The 26486-nt window shown below is 71.2% G+C and carries 19 protein-coding genes and 1 pseudogene; 11 read left to right on the forward strand and 9 right to left on the reverse strand.

What is annotated here, in order from left to right; all coding sequences use genetic code 11:
• Positions 1–123: 123 nt before the first annotated feature.
• Positions 124–2307, reverse strand: a complete 2184-nt coding sequence (locus ACZ5U5_RS07230; protein ID WP_469017540.1) for an MMPL family transporter — start codon at positions 2305–2307, stop codon at positions 124–126.
• 231 nt (positions 2308–2538) lie between these two features.
• Here ACZ5U5_RS07230 and ACZ5U5_RS07235 point away from each other — a divergent pair, with 231 nt between their 5' ends.
• From ACZ5U5_RS07235 to ACZ5U5_RS07245, 3 genes are all read left to right on the forward strand, one after another.
• Positions 2539–3810 carry a sensor histidine kinase gene (locus ACZ5U5_RS07235; RefSeq protein ID WP_469017543.1) on the forward strand — a complete coding sequence of 424 codons (1272 nt, stop codon included), beginning with the start codon at positions 2539–2541 and terminating at the stop codon, positions 3808–3810.
• Positions 3795–4445, forward strand: coding sequence for a response regulator transcription factor (locus ACZ5U5_RS07240; RefSeq protein ID WP_469017546.1), 651 nt, complete (start codon positions 3795–3797; stop codon positions 4443–4445). The genes ACZ5U5_RS07235 and ACZ5U5_RS07240 overlap by 16 nt, the downstream gene beginning before the upstream one ends.
• An 87-nt stretch (positions 4446–4532) precedes the next feature.
• Complete coding sequence (locus ACZ5U5_RS07245; protein ID WP_469017549.1) at positions 4533–6044, forward strand: DUF1996 domain-containing protein; 1512 nt, start codon at positions 4533–4535, stop codon at positions 6042–6044.
• 87 nt (positions 6045–6131) lie between these two features.
• On the opposite strand, the gene ACZ5U5_RS07250 is transcribed toward ACZ5U5_RS07245, so the two are convergent.
• On the reverse strand, positions 6132–6572 hold the full coding sequence (locus ACZ5U5_RS07250; protein WP_469017551.1) for a hypothetical protein: 441 nt from the start codon (positions 6570–6572) through the stop codon (positions 6132–6134).
• 177 nt (positions 6573–6749) lie between these two features.
• On the opposite strand from ACZ5U5_RS07250, the gene ACZ5U5_RS07255 reads away from it, so the two are divergent.
• The 3 genes from ACZ5U5_RS07255 (at position 6750) to ACZ5U5_RS07265 (ending at position 12377) form a co-directional block, all read left to right on the forward strand.
• Complete coding sequence (locus ACZ5U5_RS07255; RefSeq protein WP_469017553.1) at positions 6750–9875, forward strand: alpha-N-acetylglucosaminidase; 3126 nt, start codon at positions 6750–6752, stop codon at positions 9873–9875.
• 78 nt (positions 9876–9953) lie between these two features.
• Positions 9954–10445 (forward strand): tetratricopeptide repeat protein, encoded by a 492-nt coding sequence (locus ACZ5U5_RS07260; RefSeq protein WP_469017556.1) that lies wholly within the window; start codon positions 9954–9956, stop codon positions 10443–10445.
• Positions 10446–10466: 21 nt separating this feature from the next.
• Entirely contained in the window at positions 10467–12377 is a 1911-nt protein-coding gene (locus ACZ5U5_RS07265; RefSeq protein WP_469017559.1) for a hypothetical protein, read from the forward strand.
• Positions 12378–12381: 4 nt separating this feature from the next.
• Here ACZ5U5_RS07265 and ACZ5U5_RS07270 read toward each other — a convergent pair whose 3' ends face one another.
• The 5 genes from ACZ5U5_RS07270 to ACZ5U5_RS07290 all read right to left on the reverse strand — a co-directional run bounded on the left by ACZ5U5_RS07270 (position 12382) and on the right by ACZ5U5_RS07290 (position 17410).
• Complete coding sequence (locus ACZ5U5_RS07270; protein WP_469017561.1) at positions 12382–12897, reverse strand: GNAT family N-acetyltransferase; 516 nt, start codon at positions 12895–12897, stop codon at positions 12382–12384.
• The gene (locus ACZ5U5_RS07275; RefSeq protein WP_469017564.1) at positions 12894–13598 is read right to left on the reverse strand and encodes a TetR/AcrR family transcriptional regulator; all 705 of its coding nucleotides are present in this window, start codon (positions 13596–13598) and stop codon (positions 12894–12896) included. Before ACZ5U5_RS07275 ends, ACZ5U5_RS07270 begins: the two co-directional genes overlap by 4 nt.
• A gap of 77 nt (positions 13599–13675) precedes the next feature.
• Complete coding sequence (locus ACZ5U5_RS07280) at positions 13676–14746, reverse strand: PDR/VanB family oxidoreductase (RefSeq protein ID WP_469017566.1); 1071 nt, start codon at positions 14744–14746, stop codon at positions 13676–13678.
• 1 nt (position 14747) lies between these two features.
• A complete protein-coding gene (locus ACZ5U5_RS07285) occupies positions 14748–15680 on the reverse strand; it encodes a metal-dependent hydrolase (protein ID WP_469017569.1) in 933 nt (310 codons plus the stop codon).
• 104 nt (positions 15681–15784) lie between these two features.
• On the reverse strand, positions 15785–17410 hold the full coding sequence (locus ACZ5U5_RS07290) for a SpoIIE family protein phosphatase (protein WP_469017572.1): 1626 nt from the start codon (positions 17408–17410) through the stop codon (positions 15785–15787).
• Positions 17411–17878: 468 nt separating this feature from the next.
• Here ACZ5U5_RS07290 and ACZ5U5_RS07295 point away from each other — a divergent pair, with 468 nt between their 5' ends.
• The 3 genes from ACZ5U5_RS07295 to ACZ5U5_RS07305 all read left to right on the forward strand — a co-directional run bounded on the left by ACZ5U5_RS07295 (position 17879) and on the right by ACZ5U5_RS07305 (position 21605).
• A complete protein-coding gene (locus tag ACZ5U5_RS07295; RefSeq protein ID WP_469017575.1) occupies positions 17879–19582 on the forward strand; it encodes a glycoside hydrolase family 13 protein in 1704 nt (567 codons plus the stop codon).
• 25 nt (positions 19583–19607) lie between these two features.
• A complete protein-coding gene (locus ACZ5U5_RS07300; protein ID WP_469017578.1) occupies positions 19608–20642 on the forward strand; it encodes a LacI family DNA-binding transcriptional regulator in 1035 nt (344 codons plus the stop codon).
• Positions 20643–20717: 75 nt separating this feature from the next.
• Complete coding sequence (locus ACZ5U5_RS07305) at positions 20718–21605, forward strand: phosphatase PAP2 family protein (protein WP_469017581.1); 888 nt, start codon at positions 20718–20720, stop codon at positions 21603–21605.
• A gap of 44 nt (positions 21606–21649) precedes the next feature.
• On the opposite strand, the gene ACZ5U5_RS07310 is transcribed toward ACZ5U5_RS07305, so the two are convergent.
• Positions 21650–24661, reverse strand: coding sequence for a bifunctional [glutamine synthetase] adenylyltransferase/[glutamine synthetase]-adenylyl-L-tyrosine phosphorylase (locus ACZ5U5_RS07310; RefSeq protein ID WP_469017584.1), 3012 nt, complete (start codon positions 24659–24661; stop codon positions 21650–21652).
• A 118-nt stretch (positions 24662–24779) separates the two neighbouring features.
• Between ACZ5U5_RS07310 and ACZ5U5_RS07315 the strand changes: the two genes are divergently transcribed.
• Together ACZ5U5_RS07315 and ACZ5U5_RS07320 are read left to right on the forward strand one after the other, a co-directional pair.
• On the forward strand, positions 24780–25292 hold the full coding sequence (locus ACZ5U5_RS07315; RefSeq protein ID WP_469017587.1) for a pyridoxamine 5'-phosphate oxidase family protein: 513 nt from the start codon (positions 24780–24782) through the stop codon (positions 25290–25292).
• A 64-nt stretch (positions 25293–25356) separates the two neighbouring features.
• Entirely contained in the window at positions 25357–25791 is a 435-nt protein-coding gene (locus ACZ5U5_RS07320; RefSeq protein WP_469017590.1) for a VOC family protein, read from the forward strand.
• Between the two features lie 75 nt (positions 25792–25866).
• On the opposite strand, the pseudogene ACZ5U5_RS07325 reads toward ACZ5U5_RS07320, so the two are convergent.
• A pseudogene (locus tag ACZ5U5_RS07325) lies at positions 25867–25953 on the reverse strand (glutamine synthetase); the annotation flags it as partial.
• Positions 25954–26486 lie beyond the last annotated feature (533 nt).

Raw genomic sequence — 26486 nt, forward strand, 5'->3', positions numbered from 1 at the left:
AAAACGGGGCGGTGGCCTGACCGGTGGATCCGGCCAGGCCACCGCCCCTTCAGGGGTGCGGGGAACCGCGCGACAAGCCCCCACCGGCCCGCAGCTGCATCACGGCACTTCCCGGCGGAGCAGCTACACCGTGGCCGACGGAACCGGCCGGGCGGCAGGCTTCTCAGGTGCCACAGGCTCCTCCCCGTGCGAGATCCTCGGCAGCCACGACAGGTACCGCGGCGTGTGCCAGTTCCGCTCGCCGAGGAGCGTCATCAGGGACGGCAGGAGCACCATCCGCACGACCGTCGCGTCCAGCAGGACCGCCACGCCGAGGCCCACGCCCATCTGCTGCATGTCCTGCATGGACAGGGTGCCGAAGACCGCGAAGACCGCCACCATGATCACGGCCGCGCCGGTCACCGCGCCCGCGGTCCGCGTGATGCCCTCACGGATGGCCGCGCGGTTGTCCAGGCCCCGTTCCCGCGCCTCGCTGATCCGCGAGACCACGAACACGTGGTAGTCCATCGACAGGCCGAAGAGGACCACGAGGACGAACAGCGGCATCCAGTTCTCGATCGCCCCCACCTGCTCCGAGCCGATCAGCTCCGCACCCCAGCCGTGCTGGAAGACCGCGGTCATCACGCCGTAGGCGGCACCCACCGAGATCAGGTTGAGGCCGATGGACGTCACCGCGATGACCACCGAGCGGAAGCTGAAGAGCATCAGCAGGAACGTCACCGCCGCGATGAAGGCGAACACCGGCACGATGCCCTTGCTCAGCTGATCGCTGAAGTCCTCGGAGTCGGCGAGGTCACCGCCGACGTACGCCTCCGCGTCCAGGCCGTCGAAGGCGGCGGGGACCACGTCGTCCCGCAGCTCGCCCAGCGCCTCCTTGGACTTCGCGTCACTGCCGTCACCGGGCAGCGGTACGTCGATCTCGGCCACGCCCGCGTTCTTGTGGACGGTGAGTTCGGCGCCCTTGCCCGCGTCCCGCACCACCGCGGCCAGCGCGTCCCGCATCTCCTTCGACCCGATGTCGTCCGCCTTGACGACGATCTGGGCCGGCGCGGGGCCGCCCGGGAACTCCTGGGTGATCTCCCGGAAGGAGACCGAGAGCGGCGCGTCCGAACCGAACTGCTTCTCCAGGCCCAGCTGTTCGGTCTTCATGCCGAGCGCGGGAGCGGCCAGGGCGAGCAGCAGGACCGCCGAACCGACGGCGAAGAACTTCGGCTTGGCCAGGACCGGCCGAAGGAGCTTGCCCGCGATGCCGCCGCTGGCGTGCGCGCCCTTCTTGTTCCTGCGGTTCAGGAACGGGATGCGCCCCGCGTTGATCCGGTCGCCGAGCGCGGAGAGCAGCGCGGGAAGCACCGTCACCGAGCCCAGCATCGCCACGCACACCACCAGGATCGTGGCGACCGCGAAGCCCTTGAAGAGCAGCAGTCCGGACAGGAACATGCCGGCCATCGCGACCATCACCGTCAGGCCCGAGACGAGCACGGCCCGCCCGCTGGTGGCCGCCGCGATCCGCAGCGCGGTCTCGGCGTCATGTCCCGCGGCGCGCTCGTCCCGCTCGCGCCGCAGGTAGAACAGGCAGTAGTCGACGCCGACGGCGAGCCCCATCAGGAACATCACCGAGTACGTCGTCTCGAACAGGTGCAGCTGGTGGCTGGCGAGCGAGAGCAGGCCGAAGGCCGCCACGCACGCGGTCAGCGCGAGCCCGACCGGAAGCAGCGCGGCGACCACCGCGCCGAAGGCGACCAGGAGAATGCCGAGGGCCAGCGGCACCGCGGTGAACTCGGCCCTGGTGAGGTCGTCCGCGAGCAGGTCGCTGAGCTGCTTCTCGGAGCTGGCGTCGCCGAACTGGTAGACGGAGACGCCCTGTTGGGCTCCGTCGTCCTTGGCCTTCTGCACCGCGTCGAGCACGGTCTTTATGCGGTCGGCCGCGTCGTCGGGCGCGCCCTTCATCTCGAAGCGGAGCAGCGCGTCCTTGCCGTCCTCGGAGGGCAGCGGCGCCTGCATCTCGCGTGTATCGCCGGTCGCGGTCAGCGCCTTGGAGAGGTCGCTCGCCGCGTCCCGCCAGCCGTCCGCCGTCTTCGCACTGACCATGACGAGCTCGCCCGCGGGCTCCTCGACGCCCGCGTCCTTGAGGATCGTCGCGGCCCGGCCCGATTCGCCGACCCCCATCTCGTCGTCGGAGGCGGTGACCATGCCCGAGGCCCCGCCGATGGTCGTGGCGAGCACGACGAACAGCAGCCAGCCGAAGATGGCCGTCTTGCGGTGGTGTGCGCTCCACACCCCAAGTCGTGCCGCGAGGTTTGGCCTCATGGCGTTTCGCCCCCATAAGTAAGCAGTGGATAAGCCGGTTGTTGACGAGGACAACGCTAGAAATCCGGGGCCCGCCCACCCAGCCGCCGAAGCCCCCACTGTCCGAAGCACAGGGCGAGGTCAGGGGGTGTCCTCAGGTACACCCCCGGCCCGGGTGCCGGACCCCATGACCGGCGCGCGGTCCAGCCGCGAGAATGTGTTCATGCCACTGGGAGAGATGGGGAACAGAAAATGACGAGGGTCCGTGAATCCGTGGTCGCGGGAGCCCGGGGGTTCTTCCTGTCGGTGATCATGCTCGCCGGATCGATCACACTCTTCGTGCTTGCGGTCCTGTCCATCGCCTTCATCCCGCTGGGGATCGGGGTCTTCACGACTCCCGTGGTGCTCATGGGCGTACGCAAGTGGGCCGACCTGCGCCGGGCCCAGGCCGACGCCTGGTCGGGTGTACGGATCCCGCGCCCCTACCGTGCCTTTCCCCCGGATCTGCGCACCGGCGTCACCGGCCAGGTGGAGCGCACGTCTCTGCTCCTGAAGGACCCGGCGACCTGGCGTGACCTCCAGTGGCTGCTCGTCGACATGACCGCCGGCTACGTGACGGTGATCTTCGCGCCGGCGCTGTTGCTCTACCCGCTGTACGGCTACGTCCTGGCACTGGGCGTCTGGCGGCCGATCTACAACGCGGGCGGCGGCGACTGGTACGGCTTCATCCACGTCACCTCGCAGGCCGACGCCAACATGGCGGCCCTGCTCGGCACCGCGCTGGCCGTGGTCGGAATCTTCACCAGCCCCGCCATCCTCCGCGCCCACTTCCTCCTGGCCCGCACCCTCCTCGCGCCCACCACCTCCATGCGGGAGCGTGAACTGGCCCAGCGCGTCGACCGGTTGACTGAGACCCGGCACGACGCCGTGGACACCTCCGCCGCCGAACTGCGCCGCATCGAGCGGGACCTGCACGACGGGGCGCAGGCCCGCCTGGTCGCGATGGGCATGGACCTCGGCACCATCGAGGCGATGGTCGAGAAGAACCCGGCGAAGGCCAAGGAAATGATCGCCAAGGCGCGGCAGAACTCCGGTGAGGCGCTGACCGAGCTGCGTGACCTGGTCCGCGGCATCCACCCGCCGGTGCTCGCCGAGCGTGGCCTCGGTGACGCGGTGAAGGCCCTCGCGCTGCGCCTTCCGGTGGAGACGGACGTGGACGTGGAGCTGTTCGGCCGGGCCGAGGAGCCGGTGGAGTCGGCGGCGTACTTCGCGGTGAGCGAGGCCCTGACCAACGCCATCAAGCACTCGGGGGCGGACCGCATCTGGGTGGACGTCCACCACGCGCAGGGCATGCTGCGCGTCGCGGTCACCGACAACGGCAAGGGCGGCGCGTCCATCGGCACGGGGTCCGGGCTGAGCGGGATCGAACGCCGACTCGGTACATTCGACGGCGTACTGGCCGTCAGCAGTCCCGCGGGCGGCCCGACGATGGTGACCATGGAGATCCCTTGCGAGTTGTCCTAGCCGAAGATCTCTTCCTGCTGCGTGACGGCCTGGTGCGGATGCTGGAGGCATTCGGCTTCGAGATCGCCGCCGCGGTCGAGACCGGGCCCGAACTCACCAAGGCTCTGGCCGAGTTGCAGCCGGACGTCGCCGTCGTGGACGTCCGGCTTCCGCCGTCCCACACGGACGAGGGACTGCAGTGCGCGCTCGCCGCGCGCAAGGCACGGCCGGGGCTTCCCGTGCTCGTGCTCTCCCAGCACGTGGAGCAGCTGTACGCGCGCGAGCTGCTCGCCGACGGGAACGGCGGGGTCGGCTATCTCCTGAAGGACCGGGTCTTCGACGCCGACCAGTTCATCGACGCCGTACACCGGGTCGCGTCGGGGGGCACCGCGATGGACCCGCAGGTGATCCAGCAGCTCCTGTCCCGTCGGTCGGCGGACCAGCCGCTCGGCAAGCTGACGCCGCGCGAGCGTGAGGTGCTCGAACTCATGGCGCAGGGACGGTCCAACGCGGCGATCGCCGCGGAGCTCGTCGTGACGGAACGGGCGATCGCCAAACACACGTCCAACATCTTCGGAAAGCTGGACCTTTCGGTGTCGGACGACGACAACCGGCGGGTTCTCGCCGTACTCGCCTATCTGGATCAAGGGCGCTGAGCGGAACACCGAAGATCGCCCAGGAGATTGCCGGGTGAATTCCGCGCAGGATTGAACGGGGCCGACTCCTGTTGCGTACGTAGTCCCATGGGACGCACTCCACGACGCACATCACGAAAACGATCAAAACTCGCCGGGCGCGCGATCGCCGCCTCGGCTGCGCTCATCCTGGGTGGCGGCGGAATGGTCGCGGTGAATGTCTACGCGAACGCCGGCGAGAGCAATGGCTCGCCGTCCGCCTCCACCCGGTCCGGCGAGCAGGGCGGCGGACCGGGGGTGGGGATGGCGACCATCAGCTGCCCGGACGTGGGCACCCAGCTCTCGGACGTACCGGACGGGGCCCGCGAGGACGTGGACCGGCGGCTCGCGGAGCTGGACACCCAGATCACCGCCGCGTACGAGAAGTTCGCCGCCGCCGAGAACACCGAGCAGGCCGAGGCCGTGCTCGAACCCCTTGAGGAGCAGCGGCGGCCGACCATCGAAGGCATCGGGTCCTCGATCGACCAGGCGGGCGGGCAGCCTCCGCAGGGGATCGACGGCATGGCGCCGTGCACCATGCGGGCGGACGACTCGGCGAGGCAACAGCAGCCTCCGCAGGACGGCGGGGGCGACGGGCAGGAGCAGCCTCCGCAGGACGGTAACGGTGACAACGGGCAGGAGCAGCCGCCCGGTGACGGCGGCGACCAGGAGCAGCCGCCCGGCCAGAACGGCAACGGCCCCGAGGCCGCCGACTTCGTCGACATCAACTCCGTCCAGCCCAACGTCAACCGGCCCGGCAAACAGCGCGGCGCGTCACGCGGCACCTTCACCACGAAATGCGGGACGAACGAGAACGGCAAGTTCAATCCGGACAATGTCATCGCCGCGCCCGGCGTGAGCAATGGCGCCCACCACATGCACGATTACGTCGGCAACCAGGCCACGGACGCTTTCTCGGGTGACGACGATCTCGCGAACGGCGACACCACCTGCCGCAACCAAGGGGACAAGTCGACCTATTACTGGCCGGTCCTGAGGCTGCAGAACGGGCAGGACGAGAACGACGCCGACGCGGACGGCGGCGGAAAGGACCAGAACGTCGGCGAGATCCAGACCCCGACGTCGGTCACGCTGAAATTCGCCGGAAATCCGACGGACAAGGTCGTCGCGATGCCGCGCTTCCTGCGCATCATCACCGGTGACGCCAAATCGCTGACCAACGGAGACGCGAACGCCAACGCGTCGTGGAGCTGCACCGGGTTCGAGGACCGGCAGCTGAAGGACAAGTACCCGATCTGCCCCGAGGGCAGCCAGGTCGTCCGGACGTTCAACTTCCAGAGCTGCTGGGACGGCCAGAACACCGACAGCGCCAACCACCGCACGCACGTGGCCTTCGCCGACGAGCAGACCGGCGCGTGCCCGCAGGGCTTCAAGGCCATCCCGCAGCTGGTGCAGCGCATTGTGTACGACGTGCCGCCGGGTCCGGGATTCGCCGTCGACTCGTTCCCCGAGCAGTTGCACAAGCCGATCACCGATCACGGCGACTTCATCAACGTCTTCGACGAGAGGCTGATGAACCGCATGGCCAAATGCATCAACAGCGGTCAGCGCTGCAAGTGACCCGCCCTCGGCGGTACTGAGCCGAGCCCCTCGGCTCAGTACCGCGGGCCGACCCCCGTACCCCCACGCCCCCATACCGCTGCGCGGTCAGCCCGTGTGGTGACCGGAGTGGCCCGAGTGCCCCGGGCCTGAGTCCTCGTGATCCCCACCACCGCTACTCCCCGAGTGGTGCGAGGACTTCTCCACGGTCCCACCGAGCCGGCCGCGCAGCCGCATGACCACTTTCTCGTCGCCGACCGCGATCCACTTCTTGCCGACGAGGTACGTACCGCCGTAATCGGTCGCCTCGTCGAACCATTCGGCCTGGCCACGGGCATTTGTAAAGGTTACTAGGACGTAGCGGCGGGCACCTTTGTCACAGGTGGCCTGCCGCAGTTCTGCGGCGTCCGTCTGGATGTCGGGCTTACAGCGCGCCTTGGCCGCAAGCTGCTCCAGGCTGCCGCTCGCCGTGTCCGGTGGCGCGTCGTCGCCGTCAGAGCCGCACGCCACGAGCACCATCAGCAGTCCCGCTCCCATCCCCACAGCCATGCCCGACCACATGCGCCCTCGCATGCCCCCACTCGCGCCCGCAAGCGTCTTTCGCGCTGCCTTCATCGCCCCACCAGTCCCTTCGGGCGAGGTGAACTCGCCATGTCCGTATGCACCGTTGAGCGCAGGGCGCCGCACGGATACCGTGCGCCGCACCATTCGACCCAGGGGGTACACATGACCGATCCGTCCCGACGTTCCGTGCTCGGCACCGCCGGGGCCATCGGCCTCGGTGCCGCCGTCGGCGGGGTGGCGGTTCCGTCCCACGCCGCCGAGGGGCCCGTCCGGGCCCCTGCTGTCGCCCTCGATACGGATTCCGCGCGCTCAGCACTCAACAGACTCCTGCCGCATCACGCGGAACAGTTCCGTCTCAGACTCGTCCCCGCGAAGGGCGGCACGGACCGTTTCCGCGTTTCGGGCACGACCGGGCGCATCGATGTGTCCGGCACGACGCCCGCCGTGCTGCTCACCGGGGTCCACTGGTATCTGAAGTACGTCTGCGGCGCCCATGTCGCCTGGAACGGCAGCCAGTTGGACCTGCCGCGCAAACTCCCCGCGCCCGTCCGCCCCTTGGAGCGGTCCACCGGCCTCGCGCACCGGTTCGCCCTGAACGACACGAACGACGGGTACACCGCGCCCTACGCCGACTGGGCGTACTGGGAGCGGATGATCGACATCCTCGCCCTGCACGGCTGCAACGAGGTCCTGGTGATCGCGGGGGCGGAGGCCGTCTACCACCGGGTTCTCCAGGACTTCGGCTACAGCGAAGCGGAAGCGCGCGCGTGGCTGCCCGCGCCTTCGCACCAGGCGTGGTGGCTGCTGCAGAACCTGTCCGGGTACGGAGGGCCGCTGTCGCCCGAGGTCATCGCCGACCGGGCCGAGCTGGGGCGCAAGATCGTGGACCGGCTGCGCTCGCTGGGGATGGCGCCGGTGCTCCCCGGCTACTACGGCCACGTCCCCGACGGCTTCGTCGCGCGCAACGGCGGAGACGCGCGGGTGATTCCCCAGGGCATCTGGCATGGGTTCAAGCGGCCCGACTGGCTCGACCCCCGGACCGCGTCCTTCGGGAAGGTCGCCGCTTCCTTCTACCGGCACCAGGAGCAGCTCTTCGGGGCCGCCGACAACTTCAAGATGGACCTCCTCCACGAGGGCGGCACCCCGGGGGACGTCCCCGTGCCGGACGCGGCACGCGGCGTGGAGGCGGCCCTGCGCAAGGCCCGTCCGGGCGCGACCTGGGTGATCCTCGGCTGGGAGGCCAACCCGCTGCCCGAGTTGCTCGACGCGATCGACCGGCGCCGCATGCTGATCGTGGACGGCGTCTCCGACCGGTTCACCGGCGTCACCGACCGCGAGAAGGACTGGGGTGGCACGCCGTACGCGTTCGGCACCATCCCGAACTTCGGGGGCCGCACGACGATCGGGGCCCGCGCCCACATCTGGAACGAGAAGTTCTTCGCGTGGCGGGACAAGGGCGGCAGCGCGCTCGTGGGCACGGCGTTCATGCCGGAGGCGACGGACCGGGACCCGGCCGCCTTCGAGCTCTTCTCCGAACTGGCCTGGTCCAAGGACAAACTCGACCTGAAGTCCTGGTTCGACGGCTACGCGGGCTTCCGCTACGGCGGCCGCGACTCCGACGCCCGGCGCGCGTGGCGGGCCCTGCACGACACCGCCTACCGGCACACCGCCGTCGAGCGCAGCGACCCGCACGACTCGCTGTTCGCGGCCCGCCCCGACCTGGCGGCGAACCGCGCCGCCGAGTACGCGCCGCGCGCGCTGACCTACGACCCGGGCCGCTTCGACGCGGCGTTCGCCGGGCTGCTCGGGGTCCGTGGCGGGCTGCGGGGCAGTGCCGCCTACCGCCATGACCTGGTGGACGTGGCCCGGCAGGCGCTCGCTCACCGGAGCCGGCAGCTGCTGCCGCAGCTGCGCTCCGCGTACCGGCGTGAGGACGCGGCCACCTTCCGTGCGCTGTCGACGCTGTGGCTGCGGCTGATGCGGCTCTCGGACGAGCTGACGGCCACCAACTCGGCGTTCCTCCTTGGCCCTTGGGTCGAGTCGGCGCGCAGGATGGGCACGTCCGAGACGGAGCGGGCGGAGTTCGAACGGACCGCCAAGGTGCTGATCACGGTGTGGGGCGACCGGGCGACGTCCGACGGCGGGAAGCTGCACGAGTACGGGAACCGCGAATGGTCCGGGCTCATGGCCGACTTCTACGTGCCCCGCTGGCAGAAGTGGCTCGACGAGCTGGCCGACGCGCTGGCCGCGGGGCGCGAGCCGCGGGCGGTGGACTGGTTCGCGGTGGAGGAGCCGTGGACCCGGGAGCGCAAGGACTATCCCCTGCGGGCGCACGGCGACCCGTACCGGACCGCTTCACGGGTCCGGGACGTGCTGGCACGGGCGCCCTACCAGGGGTCCCTGGAGGTCGTCGCCGACCCGCCGTCGCTGCCGCCCGGCGGCCACGCACGTGTCGAGGCGGTCTTCCGCAACGTCAACGGACTGCGGGCCACCGGCCGTGTCGACTTCCGGCTGACCGGGATCGACGCGGAGCCTTCCGGCCCGGTGTCGCTGCCCCGGGTCGCTCCCGCGGGCACGGGCACGGTGGCGTGGCGGGTGAGCGCGCCGGGAACACCGCTCGACCGTCCGCTGCGACCGCTTCCGTACGAGATCGCCGTTCGGTACGGCCCCGCGGGAGAGCGGAGGGTGGAGGCGGTCCACGAGGGTGTGCTGTTCGAGGCGGGCCCGGTGGGGGCGGGCTGGAAGAAGTACACCAACAACGCCGCGGTATTCGGTGAGCTGGACGGCCGGTACGCGATCAACGGCGGGGGCGCGGACCTGTGGAAGGGCACGACGGAGTTCGGCACGCTGTACCGGGAGGGGGCGCTGCGCGACGGCGTTTCGGTGACGGTCCGGGTCGACACCCAGGCGGTGACGGGCCCCTGGGCCAGGGCGGGCCTGATCGCCCGCAACGAGATGGGGGTCGCGGGGTCCCGGGGCTTCGTCGACCTCGCGGTCACGCCGTCGAACGGGGTGGTCCTGTCGTACGACACGAACGGCGACGGAACCGTGGACACGTACAAGCGCATCACGGGCATCAAGGCGCCGGTGCTGTTGCGCCTGGCGCGGGCGGGCGACGCGGTGACGGGCTCGTGCTCGACGGACGGCGGTAGCACGTGGCAGGAGGTGGCGAGTGTGCCGCTGCCGGGGGCCGCGGCGGCGCAGGACGTGGGGCTGTTCATGAGCGCGACCAACGGGGGTGACGGGGCGCGAGGGACGGTGGAGTTCAGCGAGTGGGGGGTCGACTGAGGCGAGTGACCCCGGCCGCCGGAGGGAGTGCGGCACAAATTCCTCCCGGCGTCCGGCACCCCGTGCAAAGGTGTGGCCATGGATATCGCGTGGGAGCAGCGGGTGGCCGAGGCGTGGGCCTCGATCGAGGAGTACGACGACCGGGGCGAGGAGTTCCGGAAGATCATCGACGCCTTGGTGGATGAGCTGCCGGAGGGCAGCCCCGTCGCCCCCTTCGAGCGGGCCTGCGCCTTCGACTCCACCGGCCACTCGGACCGCGCCGTTCCCTTGTACCGGGAGGCCCTGGAGAAGGGCCTGGACGGTTACCGGCGACGCCGCACCGTCATCCAACTCAGCAGCTCCCTGCGGAACATCGGACGGGCCGAGGAGGGCGTGGCGCTGCTCGAAGCCGAACTCGACGCGCCAAGCGACGAGTTGGATGACGCCGTGCGCGCCACCCTCGCCCTCTGCCTCGCCAGCCTCGGGCGTGAACGGGAAGGCCTGGCGCTGGTGCTCGGCGCCCTCGCGCCCCACCTCCCGCGCTACCAGCGGTCAATGGGCAACTATGCTCGAAAGCTCACGGAGAGGTGACCATCCGACGATTCGCTCGTTTTGCTGAACGTGTCGTCGAATGTGAAGTCCCCCTCCCCGCCCCAGGATCTCTCCGGCGTCGTCGATGTCGAGCAGGCCGAGGCCGCCCTCGTCGAGCACTACCCGCGTCTGGTGCGGCTCGCCTATCTGGTCCTGCCGCCCAGCCTCGGGCGCAATCGGCGGGTCCTGACCGCCCACGCCCTGACCCAGCGCGCGCTGCCCCGCAGGCCGGCTGACCCCGAGGTCATCCCGGAACAGCGCTCGGGCGACGGACGGGGCGGCGACCCCGGGTACGCGTACGTGCGGCTGCGGATTGTCGCCGCCGCGCTCGACGCGGGGCTTCCGCTGCGCCGCAGGGCCTGGCCCAAGCGCGCGCAGCTGCCGCCGCTGCTGCCGCAGGTCTGGGGCCTGCGGCTCTTCCCGCGGTCGGGCGGCGCCGACGAACTCGCCCTGGACCAGCGCCTCTCGGCACTCTCCGGCCCCGCGCGGGCCGCGTACGTCCTGCGCGGCCTTGAGCGCCTCCCCGACGCCGACGTACGCAAGGTGCTCGCCGCCGCCGGAGTCGACGAGCCGGCACCGGCGCTCGCCGAGGCCGACGGCGTGGACGCGGCGTACGAACTGCTCAGGTCACCCGAGTTCGACCCCTGCTCGCTGCAGGCGCGGCCCACCGACCTGATGCGCCGCAGGCAGCACATGAAGGCCGCCGGTGTCGCGCTGGCGGCCGCCCTGGTCTGCGGCGCGCTGCTCGGACTTCCGGGCGACGGATGGGGTCCTGACGGGGCCGCCGCGCCCGCGTACGCGCGGAACCCGGCGGGCCAGGCCGCCCTGGACCCGGACCAGGTGACGAAGGTCGCGGCCAGTGCGTGGAAGAAGTCCGCGCGCGCCGACTTCTCCGTGTGGCCCGCCAGGGGCGCGCTCGTCGACGACGACGCCCTGCTGCGGCGCGCCCTGGCCGTCTGGGCACGCCCCGGAGAATCGGTGCAGGTCTCCGCCACGCCCGGCACGGCCGCCGGCGCACCTCCCGGCCCCGCCCAGCTGCTCTTCGCCGGCGAGGTCGACGCGGCCCGGGTCGTGCTCCTCTACGACGGACTGCGCATCGTGCGCTACGCCGAGCCCAAGGACGGCACCAGCGGAGCCGCGCTCGACCTCGCCCGCGTGGACGGCGCGACCAGCGCCGAGTCCGGAGCCCTGGTGGCGAGCCGCGTCGACGGCAACGTCCGTTATCTGACCGCGCCTTGGGTGACCGGTGTCGGCGTACGCGACCTGCTGAAGCCGCAACGGAACGCCGACGCCCTGAAGCGGGACGGCGAGGGTGTCACGGAGCCGTTCGCCAGCCCGGCGCAGGCCCGCGCGTGCACTTCCTGGAACGCCCTGCAGCTGCGGGACGACGCCGGGGTGAATCGACTCTCCTCCGACCTCGGCGAGCTCGTCCCCGCCCACCTCACCGCGGGCCGCCCGCAGGCCCCGCGCGAGGCCACGGCCGCGAACTGGTCGTCGGCCGCCTGCTCCCTCGCAGACGCGCGCTCGAACGGCGTGCGGTCCGTGAACTCCTGGCAGTACGCACGCCAGGCGCTGCCCGAGGCGAACGGCGCCGCGGCCTGGCTCTGCACCCGCGCGGACACCTGGCGGGGCGAAGGAGGCCGGGCCCTCGCGCAGTTCCAGGCGGCGGGGACGGCCGCGGTCGCGGCGAAGGCGGAGGACTCCGCGGCGTGCGGGGCGCGGCAGCCTTCGGTGCTCGCGGGCGTGCGGTGGAAGTCGCAGGGCGGGAACTGGTATCTGCTGGGGGCCGGCAGCAGGGACGTCGTCTCGGTCCAGGCTTCCGGCGGGTCCCGGACCCCCGGCAACACCGTGGCCGCACCCACGAAGCGGGGCGCTCGCGCCGGGCTCACCGGGCGGCTCGCGGACGGCTCGAAGGTGTCGACGCTGCGTTGATCCTTCAGGCGGACGGGATCCGGCCCCGCAGATCCTTCTCCAGGAGCAGCACGCCGTACGTGCTCCCGTCCGCCGCCACCTTCCCCGGCAGCTCCCCCGCCACGACATAGCCCGCCGCCTCGTAGTACTCCCGCAGCCGCGGGTTGGACGACACACAGTCCAGGCGGCAGCGGTCCCGGCCTGCCTCGGCAATCCGGCGTTCCGCGCGGGCCAGCATCGCGCGGCCCGTGCCCGCGGGGGCGCCGCGCCGTGTCATCAGGCGGTGCACGTAGCCCGCGACGGGCGGCTGTTCACCCCAGGCGGGCACGTCCGCCCACCACACCTCGTAGGCCCCGGTGACCATCTCGCCGTCGTACGCGAGCCAGACCTCGTCCGATGCGATGCGCCCGCGGAAATGCTCCGCGCCCTTCTCGCCCGGCTTCCACTGGTCGATCCCCCGGGCCCGCATCCAGTGCGCTGCACCGTCATAGAGGGCGACGAGGGTGGGGATGTCGTTCTCGTCGGCCAGGCGGTGGGTCAACTGCCCTGCTCCTGCGGGACAAGGCCGATCAGGCGGGTGATCAGCGTGGCGAACGGGCCGTCCGGTGGCTCCTCGGTGAGGATGCGGCGCAGGATCGCGGCCATCTCCTCGTCGTACGCGGCGCTCACGGCGGCGAGCGCGGCGAAGTCGTGCACCAGTTGCAGCTCCAGCTCGGCGCGCGGTATGCGGCGGCCGTCGAGCCAGATGAGTGCCGTGGACTCGGCGAGGGAGATCCAGGAGCGGATCACCAGCTCGAGCCTGGCGGGAGGGTCCGTGACGCCGAGGTGCGCGAGGATCTGGACGTACGCCGCCTGCCGCACCGAGTCGATGAGCGCGTTGGTGGTGGACGAGCCGACGGCGGGACCGCCCCGCATCAGTGCGGAGAATCCGGGCCCGTGGCCGTCCACGAAGTCCAGGAAGCGGCCCATCACCCGCAGCAGGCGCGCGCCGAGCGGGCCTTCCATCGGCTCCACGAAGCGGTCGGCGAGGTCATCGGCCGCCCGCTGCAACGCCGCTTCGTACAGGCTGAGTTTGCCCGGGAAGTAGTGGTAGACGAGCGGACGCGAGATGCCCGCGGCCGCCGCTATCTCGTCGATGGACACGTCGTCGGGCGAGCGGTGGCTGAACAGGTCGAGCGCGACCCCGATCAACTGCTGCCGCCGCTCCTCGACACCCATTCTGCGGCGCACCCCGGTAGTCATGCGAACACCTTACCGAGCAGATCCAGCCGTCCAAGGGGTCGGTCCACCCCGACCGTTCACATCTCGCACCCCATGTCTCACATGTCGAGCACGATCCGGTCGCCGCCCGCCCTCGACACGCAGATCAGCATCGAGTCGGCGCGCTCGGCGTCCGTGAGCAGTTCGTCCCGGTGGTCGATCTCCCCTTCGAGGACCCGCTGTTGGCAGGTTCCGCAGAAGCCCTGCTCGCAGGAGTACGCGGTGTTGGGCAGCTCGGCGCGCACCGCGGTCAGGACCGTGGAGTCGGCGGCCACGGTGAGGGTCCGCCGGCTTCGGCGCAGTTCCACCTCGAAGGCGGCGTTGCCCTCCGTGGAGCTGTGCGGCGTAAAACGCTCCAGGTGCAGCTCGGCACCGTCCGGCAGCGTCGCGGCCACCGCCTCCATCAGGCCCTCGGGGCCGCAGACGTGCACCGCGGTGGCGGGCGCCAGGTCCGCGAGGAAGGCGGACAGGTCCGGTCGGCCGCCCTCGTCCTCCGCAACGACCGTGACCCGGCCCGGCGTGGCGCCGGCCAGTTTCGCCACGTCCTCCAGGAACGGCATCGAGGCCCGGGAGCGGCCCCCGTACAGCAGCCGCCACGCGCGGCCCGCGGCCTCGACCTCGCGCAGCATGGGGAGGATCGGGGTGATGCCGATGCCGCCCGCCACGAAGACGTACGCCTCGGCGTCGGCGAGCGGGAAGCGGTTGCGCGGGCCGCGCACCTCGACCTCCGTACCCTCCCGCAGCTGCTCGTGCACCTCGCGCGAACCGCCGCGGCCGCCCTGCTCCTCGTCGATGAGGCGGGTCGCGACGGTGTACGAGGAGGTGTCCTCGGGGTCGCCGCACAGCGAGTACTGGCGGACGAGCCCCGAGGGCAGGACCAGGTCCAGGTGGGCGCCCGGCTTCCAGGCGGGCAAGGGGCCGCCTTCCAGGCGCAGTTGTACGACGCCGTCGGCGACCGTCTCGTGCCGGGTGACGACCAGGCGCAGCGCGCGGGAGCGCGGGCGGCCCGAGACCGGCTCCTCCAGGGCGGGCAGCGGCCACAGCGGGGAGGCGTCGATGCGGCGCCGCATGGCCCGCTTGGCGAGCAGGGCGGCGCCCGTGACGAGCAGGACGGTGCTGATGCGGGGCATGTCAGCGCGCTCCCTTCGGCGCGGGCAGCGATTCCGTCGCGGCTTCGGCGGCGGTGGCGGCCGGGGACGAGGCGAGATAGGCGACGGCCTGGGCGGTGCTGCCCTCGTGGGAGGGGTGGTAGGCGCGGCTCAGGTAGCGGGGGATGGAGCGGATCATGTCCGGCGTCGTGGGCAGCGTGCCCTGCTTGCCGCCCTGGTAGAAGTCCTTGAACGAGGCCTTGCCGCCGATGAGGGTCGGGTCGTTCTCCATGAAGAAGCGCGCGCCGCGCTGCCAGAGGAAGACCAGGGCGGTGAAGGCGGTGGCCCAGGTGCGGGCGCGGCGACGGTAGCTGCCGTCGACGTGCATGAAGAGCTCGAAGGCGACCGAGCGGTGCTCGACCTCTTCGGCGCCGTGCCAGCGCAGCAGGTCCAGCATGGTCGGGTCGGCGCCCCTGCGGTCCAGCTCGTCCGCGTTCAGGACCCAGTTGCCGAGGAAGGCGGTGTAGTGCTCGATGGCGGCGATCATCGCGACGCGCTCCATCAGCCACCACTTGCGGGCCTTGCCGGGCGGCAGCGTCCGGTCGCCGAGCATCTTCTCGAAGAGCCAGTCGACCTGGGCGGTGTAGGGCGTGGGGTCCAGGCCCTGCTCCTTGAGGTGCGGCAGGACCTCGTCGTGGGCCTGGGCGTGCATGGCCTCCTGGCCGATGAAGCCGATCACGTCCTCGCGCAGCCGGTCGTCCCTGATGTACGGCAGGACCTGCTTGTAGACGTGGACGAACCAGCGTTCGCCCGCCGGGAGAAGCAGATGCAGCACGTTGATCGTGTGCGTGGCGAAGGGGTCGCCCGGCACCCAGTGCAGCGGGGTGTCCTCCCAGGAGAAGGAGACCTTGCGTGCCTTGAGCGGTATGTGCTCGGCCGCTTGGGGCCGCGGCTCCCGGCTCTGCGTATTAGACATGGCGTCAATGTACTGACGGGTAGGCGTGCGGGTACAGATCCTTGCGGCGGTCAATTCGGACGGTCGGTCCGGCGGTTCGCCTCGGGACGGTGCGCGGCGCGCGGTCAGTTCGTCCTGCGCAGCGCGAGGAGCGCGATGTCGTCCTCGCGTTCGCGGCCGAAGCACGTGAGGAGCGTGTCGCACAGGTCGGCGACGCCCCGCGGCGCGCCCGCCGCCGCGATCCGCAACTGCTCCATCGACACGGCGAGATCCATGCCCCGCGTCTCGATGAGCCCGTCCGTGACCATCAGCAGGCGCTCGCTCCTTCGCAGGATCAGCTCGCTCGGCTCCGGCCGGTCGAGGCCGAGGCCGAGCAGCGGCCCCCGCACGTCGACGTACCCGGCCGTGCCCTCGTCCCGCACCACGAGCGGCGGGATGTGCCCCGCGTTGGCGATCCGGACGCGTCCGGTGGCCGGTTCGATCAGGCTCAGGCACATGGTGGCCGTCACGCCCGGGTGGTAGTGCTGCAGCATCCGGTCGAGGCGTCCGGCGAGCACGCCGGGGTCGGGGTCCTCGACGCAGTAGGCGCGCAGCGCGTGCCGGATCTCGACCATCACGGTGGCCGCCTCGAGCGAGTGTCCGACGACGTCACCGATGCCGGTCAGGACGCCGCCTGGCGTCGGGAGCGCCGCGTAGAAGTCGCCGCCGATCTCCGCCTGGCGCGAGGCGGGTTCATAGCGGACGACGACATCCGTGCCGGGCAGCTCCGGCAGCTTCGACGGCAGGAAGCTGCGCTGCAGGGTCAGCGCGACGTGGCGCTCCTCCTCGTACATCACCAGGGGTTCCGCGGCCAGCGCGGTGGCGTGGGCGAGCCGTTCGACGAGGTGCTCCGTCTCGTCGGAGAGCCCTTCGCGGTACGCGGGCGTCGCGAGGCACACCAGCGTGCGCCCCTCGCTCAGCCGGGCCAGGACGAGCGAGGCCTCCTCCGGCGCCCCGTCGCCCCACTGCCCGACGCCTCCCACCGAGCGGAAGAAACCCGCGGGCCACAGCGGCGCCGGCACGACCGTGTGCCGCACGCCCGTACGCCCCGACATGACACGCCGCATCAGCCGGGCCACCGCCTCGTGCGCCCCGGGGTCCGGCAGCAGAGCGGCGGCTCTGCGCCGGGAGAGCCCCCGGTGGATCTCCCCGTCCCCGCCGAGCACGAACACCGTCGCGGGAGTCTCGGTCAGCCGCTCCGTGCCGGTGGCCGCCGCGTCCGCCAGCTCGCCCAGGCAGCGGGCGGACTGCACGGACAGGATCGTCCCGGCGAGCAGCGCGAGGCGTCCGGCCCGGAGTTGGGCGTCGCTGCGAGAGCGGGCCCCGCGCGCGGCGGCCCGTACGACCGCCTGGATCTCCTCGGGTTCGGCGGGCACCGTCAGATAGGACTCGCCGCCCGCGTCGAGCCCCCGGCACCGGTCGGCCGGCGGGCGGGCCGCCGCCGAGAAGTGCACGACGGGCAGGCTCGCGATGGGCGGCAGCTGCTTGATGCGGCGGCACAGTTCGTAGCCGCTCATGTCGGGCAGGCCCACGTCGACGAGCGCGACGTCCGGCAGATCCCCGGCCCGCATCCGCACGTCGAGTTCGATCAGCGCCTCGCTCGCGCTCGCGGCGAGCAGCACACGGTGGCCGTCCCTGCGCAGGACGGCGCTCAGCGCGTACCTGCTGGCGGGTGCGTCGTCGACCACCAGGACCGTGCTGACTGTGTTCACTGCCTTGCCCTTGACGCTCACGCGGGACAGCCCCTCGGCGCAAAACGGCGCAGGCCGATGCCTGCCCCATCAAGTTAGCGCGCTGCCGCACGCGCCGGGAGAAGATAGCGGCAGTACGACCCGGACCGGTGGAGGTGGGCGAACCGGCCGCACGCGCGGCGTGCCTGACAGTAGAATTTCTGGCTTCGGCCTGCGGGAAGGGCGTGCCGGCGTTCTTGCCTCCCTTCGCGACGCCCGGCAGCGGGCGGGGTGGCGTCCACCGCGCGTCCCGCGTCGTACGGAGACTGATGGCGGGAGGGGTCGCACGCGTCCTCAGCCGTTCGCGGTAGCGGTCCTGCGCCTTTTCGACGGGGCGATCCGCGCGCCGCCCGGACAGCGCACCCCCGGTGAGGAGGACATCCTCGTGACCTTCGCCTTCCGCGCGGCGTTCAACAAAGCGCCGCCCGCCCCCTTACCCCCGAGGACTTCATGACCCAGCACGTCACCGCCGCCCTTCCCGCAGACGCCTCGGCCGACGGCACCGCGCGCCACGAGTGGTGGCGCGACGCCGTCATCTACCAGGTGTACCCGCGCAGCTTCGCCGACGGGAACGGCGACGGCATGGGCGACCTGCCGGGCGTCACGGCCCGCCTCCCCCACCTGCACCGGCTCGGCGTGGACGCCGTCTGGCTCTCCCCCTTCTACGCCTCGCCGCAGGCCGACGCGGGGTACGACGTCGCCGACTACCGCGCGGTGGACCCCATGTTCGGGGCCCTGCCGGACGCCGACCTCCTCGTCAGGGAAGCGCACGCGCTCGGGCTGCGGGTGATCGTCGACCTGGTGCCCAACCACTGCTCGGACCAGCACGAGTGGTTCAGGCAGGCGCTGCGCGAGGGCAGCGGGTCGGCACTGCGCGAGCGTTTCCACTTCAGGCCCGGGAAGGGCGACGAGGGGCAACTGCCGCCCAACGACTGGGAGTCCGTGTTCGGCGGGCCCGCCTGGACGCGGGTCGCGGACGGCGAGTGGTACCTCCACCTCTTCGCGCCCGAGCAGCCCGACTTCAACTGGGACCACCCCGCGGTGCGCGAGGAGTTCCGCTCCATCCTGCGCTACTGGCTCGACCTCGGCATCGACGGTTTCCGCATCGACGTGGCGCACGGCCTGGTCAAGGCCGAGGGCCTGCCCGACATCGGCCACGAGCAGCAGGTGAAACTCCTGGGCAAGCAGACCGTCCCCTACTTCGACCAGGACGGCGTGCACGAGATCTACCGCGACTGGCGGCGCATTCTCGACGAGTACGCGGAAATCGGGTCTGGGCCCGAAGGGCATTCCCTGGAAGGGCGGGGGCGGGCGACGGGCGAACGGATCGCCGTCGCCGAGGCGTGGACGCCGACGGTGGAGCGCAGCGCGCGGTACCTGCGCCCGGGTGAGCTGCACCAGGCGTTCAACTTCGAGTATCTGACGACTGGTTGGGACGCGGACGCGCTGCGTTCCGTCATCGACCGCTCCCTCGTCGCGATGAACGCCGTGGGGGCGCCCGCCACCTGGGTGCTGTCCAACCACGACGTCGTACGCCACTCCACCCGCCTCGCGGACGGTGACGCGGCGCGGGGCCTGCGCCGGGCGCGGGCCGCCACGCTCCTGATGCTGGCCCTGCCCGGCTCGGCGTACATCTACCAGGGCGAGGAGCTGGGCCTGCCCGAGGTGACCGAACTGCCGGACGAGGTGCGCCAGGACCCGGCGTTCTTCCGCAGCACGGGGCAGGACGGCACGCGCGACGGCTGCCGGGTGCCGCTGCCCTGGTCAGGCGAGCGGGCGCCGTTCGGCTTCGGTCCCGTCGAGGGCGGCCCGAGCTGGCTGCCCCAGCCCGCGAGCTGGAAGGACCTCTCGGTCGAGGCGCAGGAGGGCGACCCCGCGTCGACCCTGGAGTTCTACCGCCGGGCGCTCGCCGCGCGCCGCGAACACCCGGCGCTCGGCGCGGGCCTCGACGTGGAGTGGCTCGAAGCCCCCGAGGGCGTCCTTTCCTTCCGCCGTACGTCCGCGCGCGGTTCGGTGGTCTGCACGGTGAACCTCACGGACGGCCCCGTCACCGTCCCCACCCCCGGCACCCTGCTCCTGTCGAGCGCGGACACGGACCCCGGCGCCGACGCGACGATCCTGCCCGCGGATTCAACGGTCTGGTGGGCAGCCTGAGATGTGACCGGTACAGTCCAATCCTGTGACCGCGCGACTGGCCGACATCGCAGCGCAGGCGGGGGTCAGCGAGGCGACGGTCAGCCGGGTGCTCAACGGCAAGCCCGGCGTCGCCGGGGCCACCCGTCAGTCAGTGCTTGCCGCACTCGACGTGCTGGGCTACGAACGCCCGGTGCGGCTTCGCCAACGCAGCGCCGGCCTCATCGGGCTGATCACGCCGGAGCTGGAGAACCCGATATTCCCCGCGCTCGCCCAGGTCATCGGCCAGGCCCTGACCCGGCAGGGTTACACGCCCGTGCTCGCCACCCAGACGCCGGGCGGCTCCACGGAGGACGAGCTGACGGAGATGCTCGTGGACCGCGGCGTCTCCGGCATCATCTTCGTCTCGGGCCTGCACGCGGACACCTCCGCCGACATGCAGCGCTACGAGCAGCTGCGCGCGCAGGGCGTGCCGTTCGTGCTCGTGGACGGCTTCTCCCCCAAGGTGCAGGCTCCCTTCATCTCGCCGGACGACCGGGCGGCGATGCGCCTCGCGGTCACCCACCTCGTCTCCCTGGGTCATACACGCATCGGGCTGGCCCTCGGCCCCAAGCGGTTCGTGCCCGTACAGCGGAAGATCGAGGGCTTCGTACGCACGGTGCAGGACCAGCTGGCACTGACCCCCGAGGAGATCGAGACGGAGCTGGTCCAGCACTCGCTGTACACGCTGGAGGGCGGCCAGGCCGCGGCGTCCGCCCTCCTCGACCGCGGCTGTACGGCCGTGGTGTGCGCGAGCGACATGATGGCCCTGGGAGCGATACGCACGGCACGGCAGCGCGGCTTCGAGGTCCCGGACGACATATCGGTGGTGGGATTCGACGACTCCCCGCTGATCGCGTTCACCGACCCGCCCCTGACCACGGTGCGCAAGCCCGTCCCGTCGATGGGGCAGGCCGCGGTCCGTACACTCCTGGAGGAGATCGGCGGCACTCCCGCTCCACACAGCGAATTCGTCTTCATGCCGGAGCTGGTGGTTCGAGGTTCAACCGCTTCGGCCCCTCGGGGACGCACTCGTCCGTAGGGCGTAGAGAATGCGGCCCGAACCAGACCTTGGGATGATCGGTCGGAGGGTGGGTATCTGGCAGACTCTGTGCCTATGGGTGAGATGACTGTGACGACACTGGAAGGCCAGCAGCGGCCCACCACATCACCCATCGCGGGCGAGCAGGAGGACCGCAATGGGCGGACTTTCCTGCGCCGTCTTCGCACTCCGCGGCGCCCCCGGCTCTGGTTCGAGATCCTGCTGATCGCGGTGAGTTACTGGACGTACTCCCTGATCCGCAACGCGGTGCCGGAACAGAAGTCCCAGGCCCTGCGCAACGCCGACTGGATCTGGCGGGCGGAGCAGCACCTCGGGATCGCCGTGGAGCAGAGCGTCAACCACGCGGTGAACTCCGCGACATGGCTCATCGTCGGCATGAACTACTACTACGCGACGCTGCACTTCGTGGTGACGCTCGGTGTCCTCGTCTGGCTGTTCCGCAGCCATCCGGGACGCTACGCGGCCACGCGCACGGTGCTCTTCGCGACCACGGCAGTGGCCCTGCTCGGTTACTACCTGTATCCCCTGGCTCCCCCGCGCCTGATGAACGGCCAGGACTTCATCGACACGGTGCTCGTCCATCAGACCTGGGGCTCGATGGCCTCCGGCGACCTCAAGCACATGTCGAACCAGTACGCGGCAATGCCGTCGATGCACATCGGCTGGTCCCTGTGGTGCGGCCTGACGATCTTCGCCCTGGCCTCGGCGCCGTGGGCGAAGATCCTCGGCCTGCTCTACCCCACGGCGACCCTGATCGTGATCGTGGCCACCGCGAACCACTTCTGGCTGGACGCGGTGGGCGGCATGATCTGCCTGGCGTTCGGCATCGCGGTGGCCTGGGCGTGGTACGGGGCGATGCCGCACAGGCTGCCGCGTGAGGTGGCACCGCGGGAACCCTCGCCGCTCCTGCCGGCCAAGATCAGGGCCCGTTTCAAGTCCTGATCCGGGGTTTCCACAGTTTGTGGCACCTCAGCCCAGCGGAACCCCTACGCCCCGTAGAACCTCTCCTCCATCACGGCCCGTGCCCTGCGGGTGGTCCTTCGGTAGTCGTCGAGCATGTCTCCCACATGGCCGGGGTCGTACCCCAGGTACCGGCCGACCGCCGCCAGCTCCCGCCCGTCCGAGGGGAACGTGTCCCCGGCCCGGCCGCGCACCAGCATCACCGCGTTGCGCACCCGGGCGGCCAGGACCCACGCCTCATCCAGGATCGCCGCCTCCTCGGTCGGGATCAGCTCGGCCGCGCAGGCCGCGGCGAGGGCCTCGCGGGTGCGGGTCGTGCGCAGGCCCGGTTCGACCCAGCCGTGGGTCAGCTGCATGAGCTGGACGGTCCACTCGACGTCGGAGAGCCCGCCGCGGCCCAGCTTCGTGTGCAGGGTGGGGTCGGCGCCGCGCGGCATGCGTTCCGCCTCCATGCGGGCCTTCAGACGGCGGATCTCGCGTACGGCGTCGTCACCGAGGCCCTCCGCGGGATAGCGCAGCGGGTCCACGAGCTCGATGAAGGCCCGGCCAAGATCGGCGTCGCCCGCGACCGGCTCGGCCCGCAGCAGCGCCTGTGACTCCCAGACCAGTGACCAGCGGCGGTAGTAGGCCTCGTACGAGGCGAGGGTCCGCACCAGGGGGCCGCTCTTGCCCTCCGGGCGCAGATCCGCGTCGATCAGCAACGGCGGGTCGGAGCTGGGAAGTTGGAGCAGTCTGCGCATCTCGGAGACCACCTGCGAGGCCGCCTTCGCCGCCTCGTGGTCGCTGACGCCCTCGCGCGGCTCGTGGACGAACAGGACGTCGGCGTCCGAGCCGTAGCCCAGTTCGTGGCCGCCGAAGCGGCCCATGCCGATCACGGCGAAACGCACCGGCAGCGTGTCGCCCCAGCCCTCGCGGACCACCGCACGCAAGGTCCCCGCGATCGTGGCAGCCGTGAGGTCGGAGACCCCGTCGCCCACCCGGTCCAGAAGGGCGCCGGGATCCGCCGCCACGGGGCTCTCCTCCGTGCCGTACGAGCCGATGATGTCCGCCGCCGTCGTACGGAACAGTTCGCGGCGCCGGACGCCGCGCGCCGCCGTCACGGCCTGCTCGGCGCCGTCCGCGCGGCCCACCGCGGCCAGGACCTCCTGCTCCAGGTGGGCGTGGTCGCGCGGTTCGAGGCCGCGCTGGTCGCCGAGCAGGGCCACCGCTTCGGGGGCGCGCATCAGCAGGTCGGGGGCCAGGCGGCCCGCGGACAGGACGCGGGCCAGGTTCTCGGCCGCCGCTCCCTCGTCGCGCAGGAGCCGCAGGTACCAGGGGGTCTTGCCGAGCGCGTCGGACACCTTGCGGAAGTTCAGGAGGCCGGCGTCAGGATCCGCCGAGTCCGCGAACCAGCCGAGGAGCACGGGGAGCAGGGTGCGCTGGATGGCCGCCTTGCGGGTGACGCCCGATGCCAGGGCCTCCAGGTGGCGCAGGGCGGCGGCGGGGTCGTGGTAGCCGAGGGCCACCAGACGTTCGCGGGCGGCTTCCGTACTCAACCTGGTCTCTACGGGGGCGAGTTGCGCCACGGCGTCCAGGAGCGGGCGGTAGAAGAGCTTCTCGTGCAGGCGGCGTACGACTGAAGTGTGCCGTTTCCAGGCGCGGTTCAGCTCGGTGATCGGCTCCGTGCGCATGCCCAGGGAGCGGCCGATGCGCCGCAGGTCCGCGTCGTCCTCCGGGATCAGATGGGTGCGCCGCAGCTTGAAGAGCTGGATGCGGTGCTCAAGGGACCGCAGGAAGCGGTAGGCGTCGTCGAGCTGGACCGCGTCCACCCGCCCCACGTAGCCGCCGGCCGCGAGTGCCTCCAGGGCCACCAGGGTCGAGCCGCTGCGGATCGAGGTGTCGCCGCGGCCGTGCACCAACTGCAGGAGCTGTACGGCGAATTCGACGTCTCGCAGTCCGCCGGGGCCCAGCTTCAGCTCGCGGTCGACCTCGCCCGCCGGGATGTTCTCCACGACCCGGCGGCGCATCTTCTGCACGTCGGGCACGAAGTTGTCGCGCTCGGCCGCGTGCCAGACCAGGGGCGCGAGGGTCTCGACGTACTCCGCGCCGAGAGCCAGGTCACCGGCCACCGGACGGGCCTTGAGCAGCGCCTGGAACTCCCAGGTCTTGGCCCAGCGCTGGTAGTAGGCGAGGTGGCTGCTGAGGGTGCGCACGAGGGGGCCGTTGCGGCCCTCCGGGCGGAGGTTGGCGTCGACCGGCCAGATGGTGCCCTCGACCGTGGTCTCCGAGCAGATCCGCATCATGTGCGAGGCGAGCCGGGTGGCGGCCTGCAGCGCCTTGGCCTCGTCGGCGGCGTCCACGCCCCCTGGGCTTTCTGCGGGCTCACCGACGAAGATGACGTCGACGTCCGACACGTAATTCAGCTCGTGGCCACCGCACTTGCCCATCGCGATGACCGCGAGCCTGCACAGGGCGGCGTCCGCGGGGGCCGCCTGCTCGGCCATGGAGAGCGCGGCGCGCAGGGTCGCCGTCGCCAGGTCCGCGAGCTCGGCGGCCGCCTCGGGCAGGTCCGTCGTGCCGCAGACGTCACGGGCCGCTATGGCGAGCAGGCAGCGGCGGTAGGAGACACGCAACGACACCGGGTCGGTGGCATCGGCGAGGCCGCGCTCGAACTCCTCGACGCCGGGGTGCAGATCGGCCAGTTCGTACGTGACCAGGGCCTGCCAGTCCCTGGGGTGGCGGGCCAGGTGGTCGGCGAGGGCCTCGGAGGCGCCGAGCACGCCGAGCAGCCGGTCCCGCAGCGGCTTGGCGCTGACCAGGGTGTCGAGCAGCTCCTGGCGGCTGGTGTCGTCGGGCTGGCCCTCGACCAGGCGTACGAGGCCCAGGAGCGCCAGGTCGGGGTCCGCGGCGGCGCCGAGCGCGTCCAGGAGCACCGGGTCGGACCGCACCGCGGACAGCTCGGGGGCGCCGAGCAGCCGCTCGGCCGCGGACGGATCGGTGAAGCCATGCCGCAGCAGCCGCGTAAACGTACTGCTTCTGCGCCCTTGCGGCACCGTCATCCCCGCGCCTCCGTTCGATCATCCTGGCCCGAGCCTACGGCCTGACCGATGAGTTCTGCCCGCGAGCGGAGTCCGTACTTGGACGGAAGCATCAATAGCAGCGTCAGGGAGGCGGACCATGCCGAGCAAGGAACCCCGTACGGAACTGGATTCCCGCTACAGCAGCGCGGGGGCCGCCGCGACCCCCTGGTCCGAGGCCGTGCGGCAGCTCAGGACGGCCGAACTCTTCTGGATCTCGACCGTACGCCCGGACGGGCGCCCGCACGTCACCCCGCTGCCCGCGGTCTGGCTGGACGGCGCCCTGCACTTCTGCACGGGCCCCGAGGAGCGCAAGGCACGGAACCTCGCGGCCAACCCCGAGACGGTCCTGACCACGGGCGTCAACCTCTGGGACAAGGGCCATGACCTGGTCGTCGAGGGCTCCGCGGTCCGGATCACCGACGAGGAGAGACTGCGGCGCCTCGCGGCGGCCTGGGAGGAGAAGTACGGCAGCTTCTGGCACTACGAGGTGCGGGACGGCTGCTTCCACCACGGGCCGGGCCACGCGTACGTCTTCGAGCTGGCCCCCCGCACCGCTTTCGGCTTCGGCAAGGGCGAACCGTTCAGCCAGACGCGGTGGAGCTTCGGCTGACGTCCCCGGAGCGGACGCGGCCGTTCACGCTGACAGGACCCCGGAGCCTTGATGTACTCGGACCATGGAATACACACTCGAGGTGATCCCGCTCCCCGTCAGTGACGTCGACCGGGCCATGGAGTTCTACCGCGACAAGCTGGGCTTCCACGTGGACATCGACCAGGAGGTCATGCCGGGCATGCGCATCGTCCAGCTGACCCCGCCGGGGTCCGGCTGTTCCATCGCCCTGGCGGACACCCTCTGGGACACGATGGACGGCCCTACCCCGGCCCCCGGTACCTACCAGGGCCTCCAGCTGTGCGTCGCCGACGCGAAGGCGGCGCACGCCGAGCTGACCGCGCGCGGCCTGGACATCTCGGAGCCGGTCGCACACGCGCCGCAGGACGGCGGCACGTTCATGTACTTCAAGGACCCGGACGGCAACGGCTGGGCGATCCAGGAGTACCGGGTGCGGGCGGAGACGTCCTTGCGGGCGGCGATCGTCAGCGCCCTTTAGGGGCGCGGGGCTGTATCGATCTGCGGCTCTTTCGTGGCCGCTCGCGCAGTTCCCCGCGCCCCTTACGGGGCCCTGCTACAGCACCGGCAGGTTCTTCCTCAGCTCGAAGGCCGTGACCTCTGACCTGTACTCCTCCCACTCCTGCTTCTTGTTGCGCAGGAACTGGCGTGCTCTCAGAACGGCCTCGGAAGATTCAAGTGGGACCCCAGACGAGTAGGGATTTCACAGTCGTCGTTGGTCGTTGTCGGCCGCTGCGGGTCACCCTTTGACGGCCCACAGACGGCCCGGCGCTGCACTGGCTGAGCTGCGACCACGGCCCCAGAGGTTCCGGCTCGGACCCTTTGCCATCCCCTCCGCCAACGATCCTCGGTCGCATGCAGCCCGAAGCCCACCCAGCATGGCCCCGCGCACCCCACTCACCTCATGCCGCGTGAGGAGGTGGAGCAGGGTGGCGACTCCCACGCCGACTGGTCCATCGAACAGAGCCTCAGAGGAACACGCCGGCACAGTTTCCGCGTCGCTCAAAAGTCGACTTTCACTGACTAATTAAGTCATCAATTGACACATGTCTTTCGTTGGTGACGGGGCTATTATTTCCGAGACTGTTCCATGCCTTTAGGGTGGGCGCGATACATCCTGAGGGGGGATATGTCAGTTCCGAGCCAGGGGCAGGCGCCGAACCCGGATCCTGAACC

It is taken from the genome of Streptomyces sp. NPDC033177 (assembly GCF_055577715.1).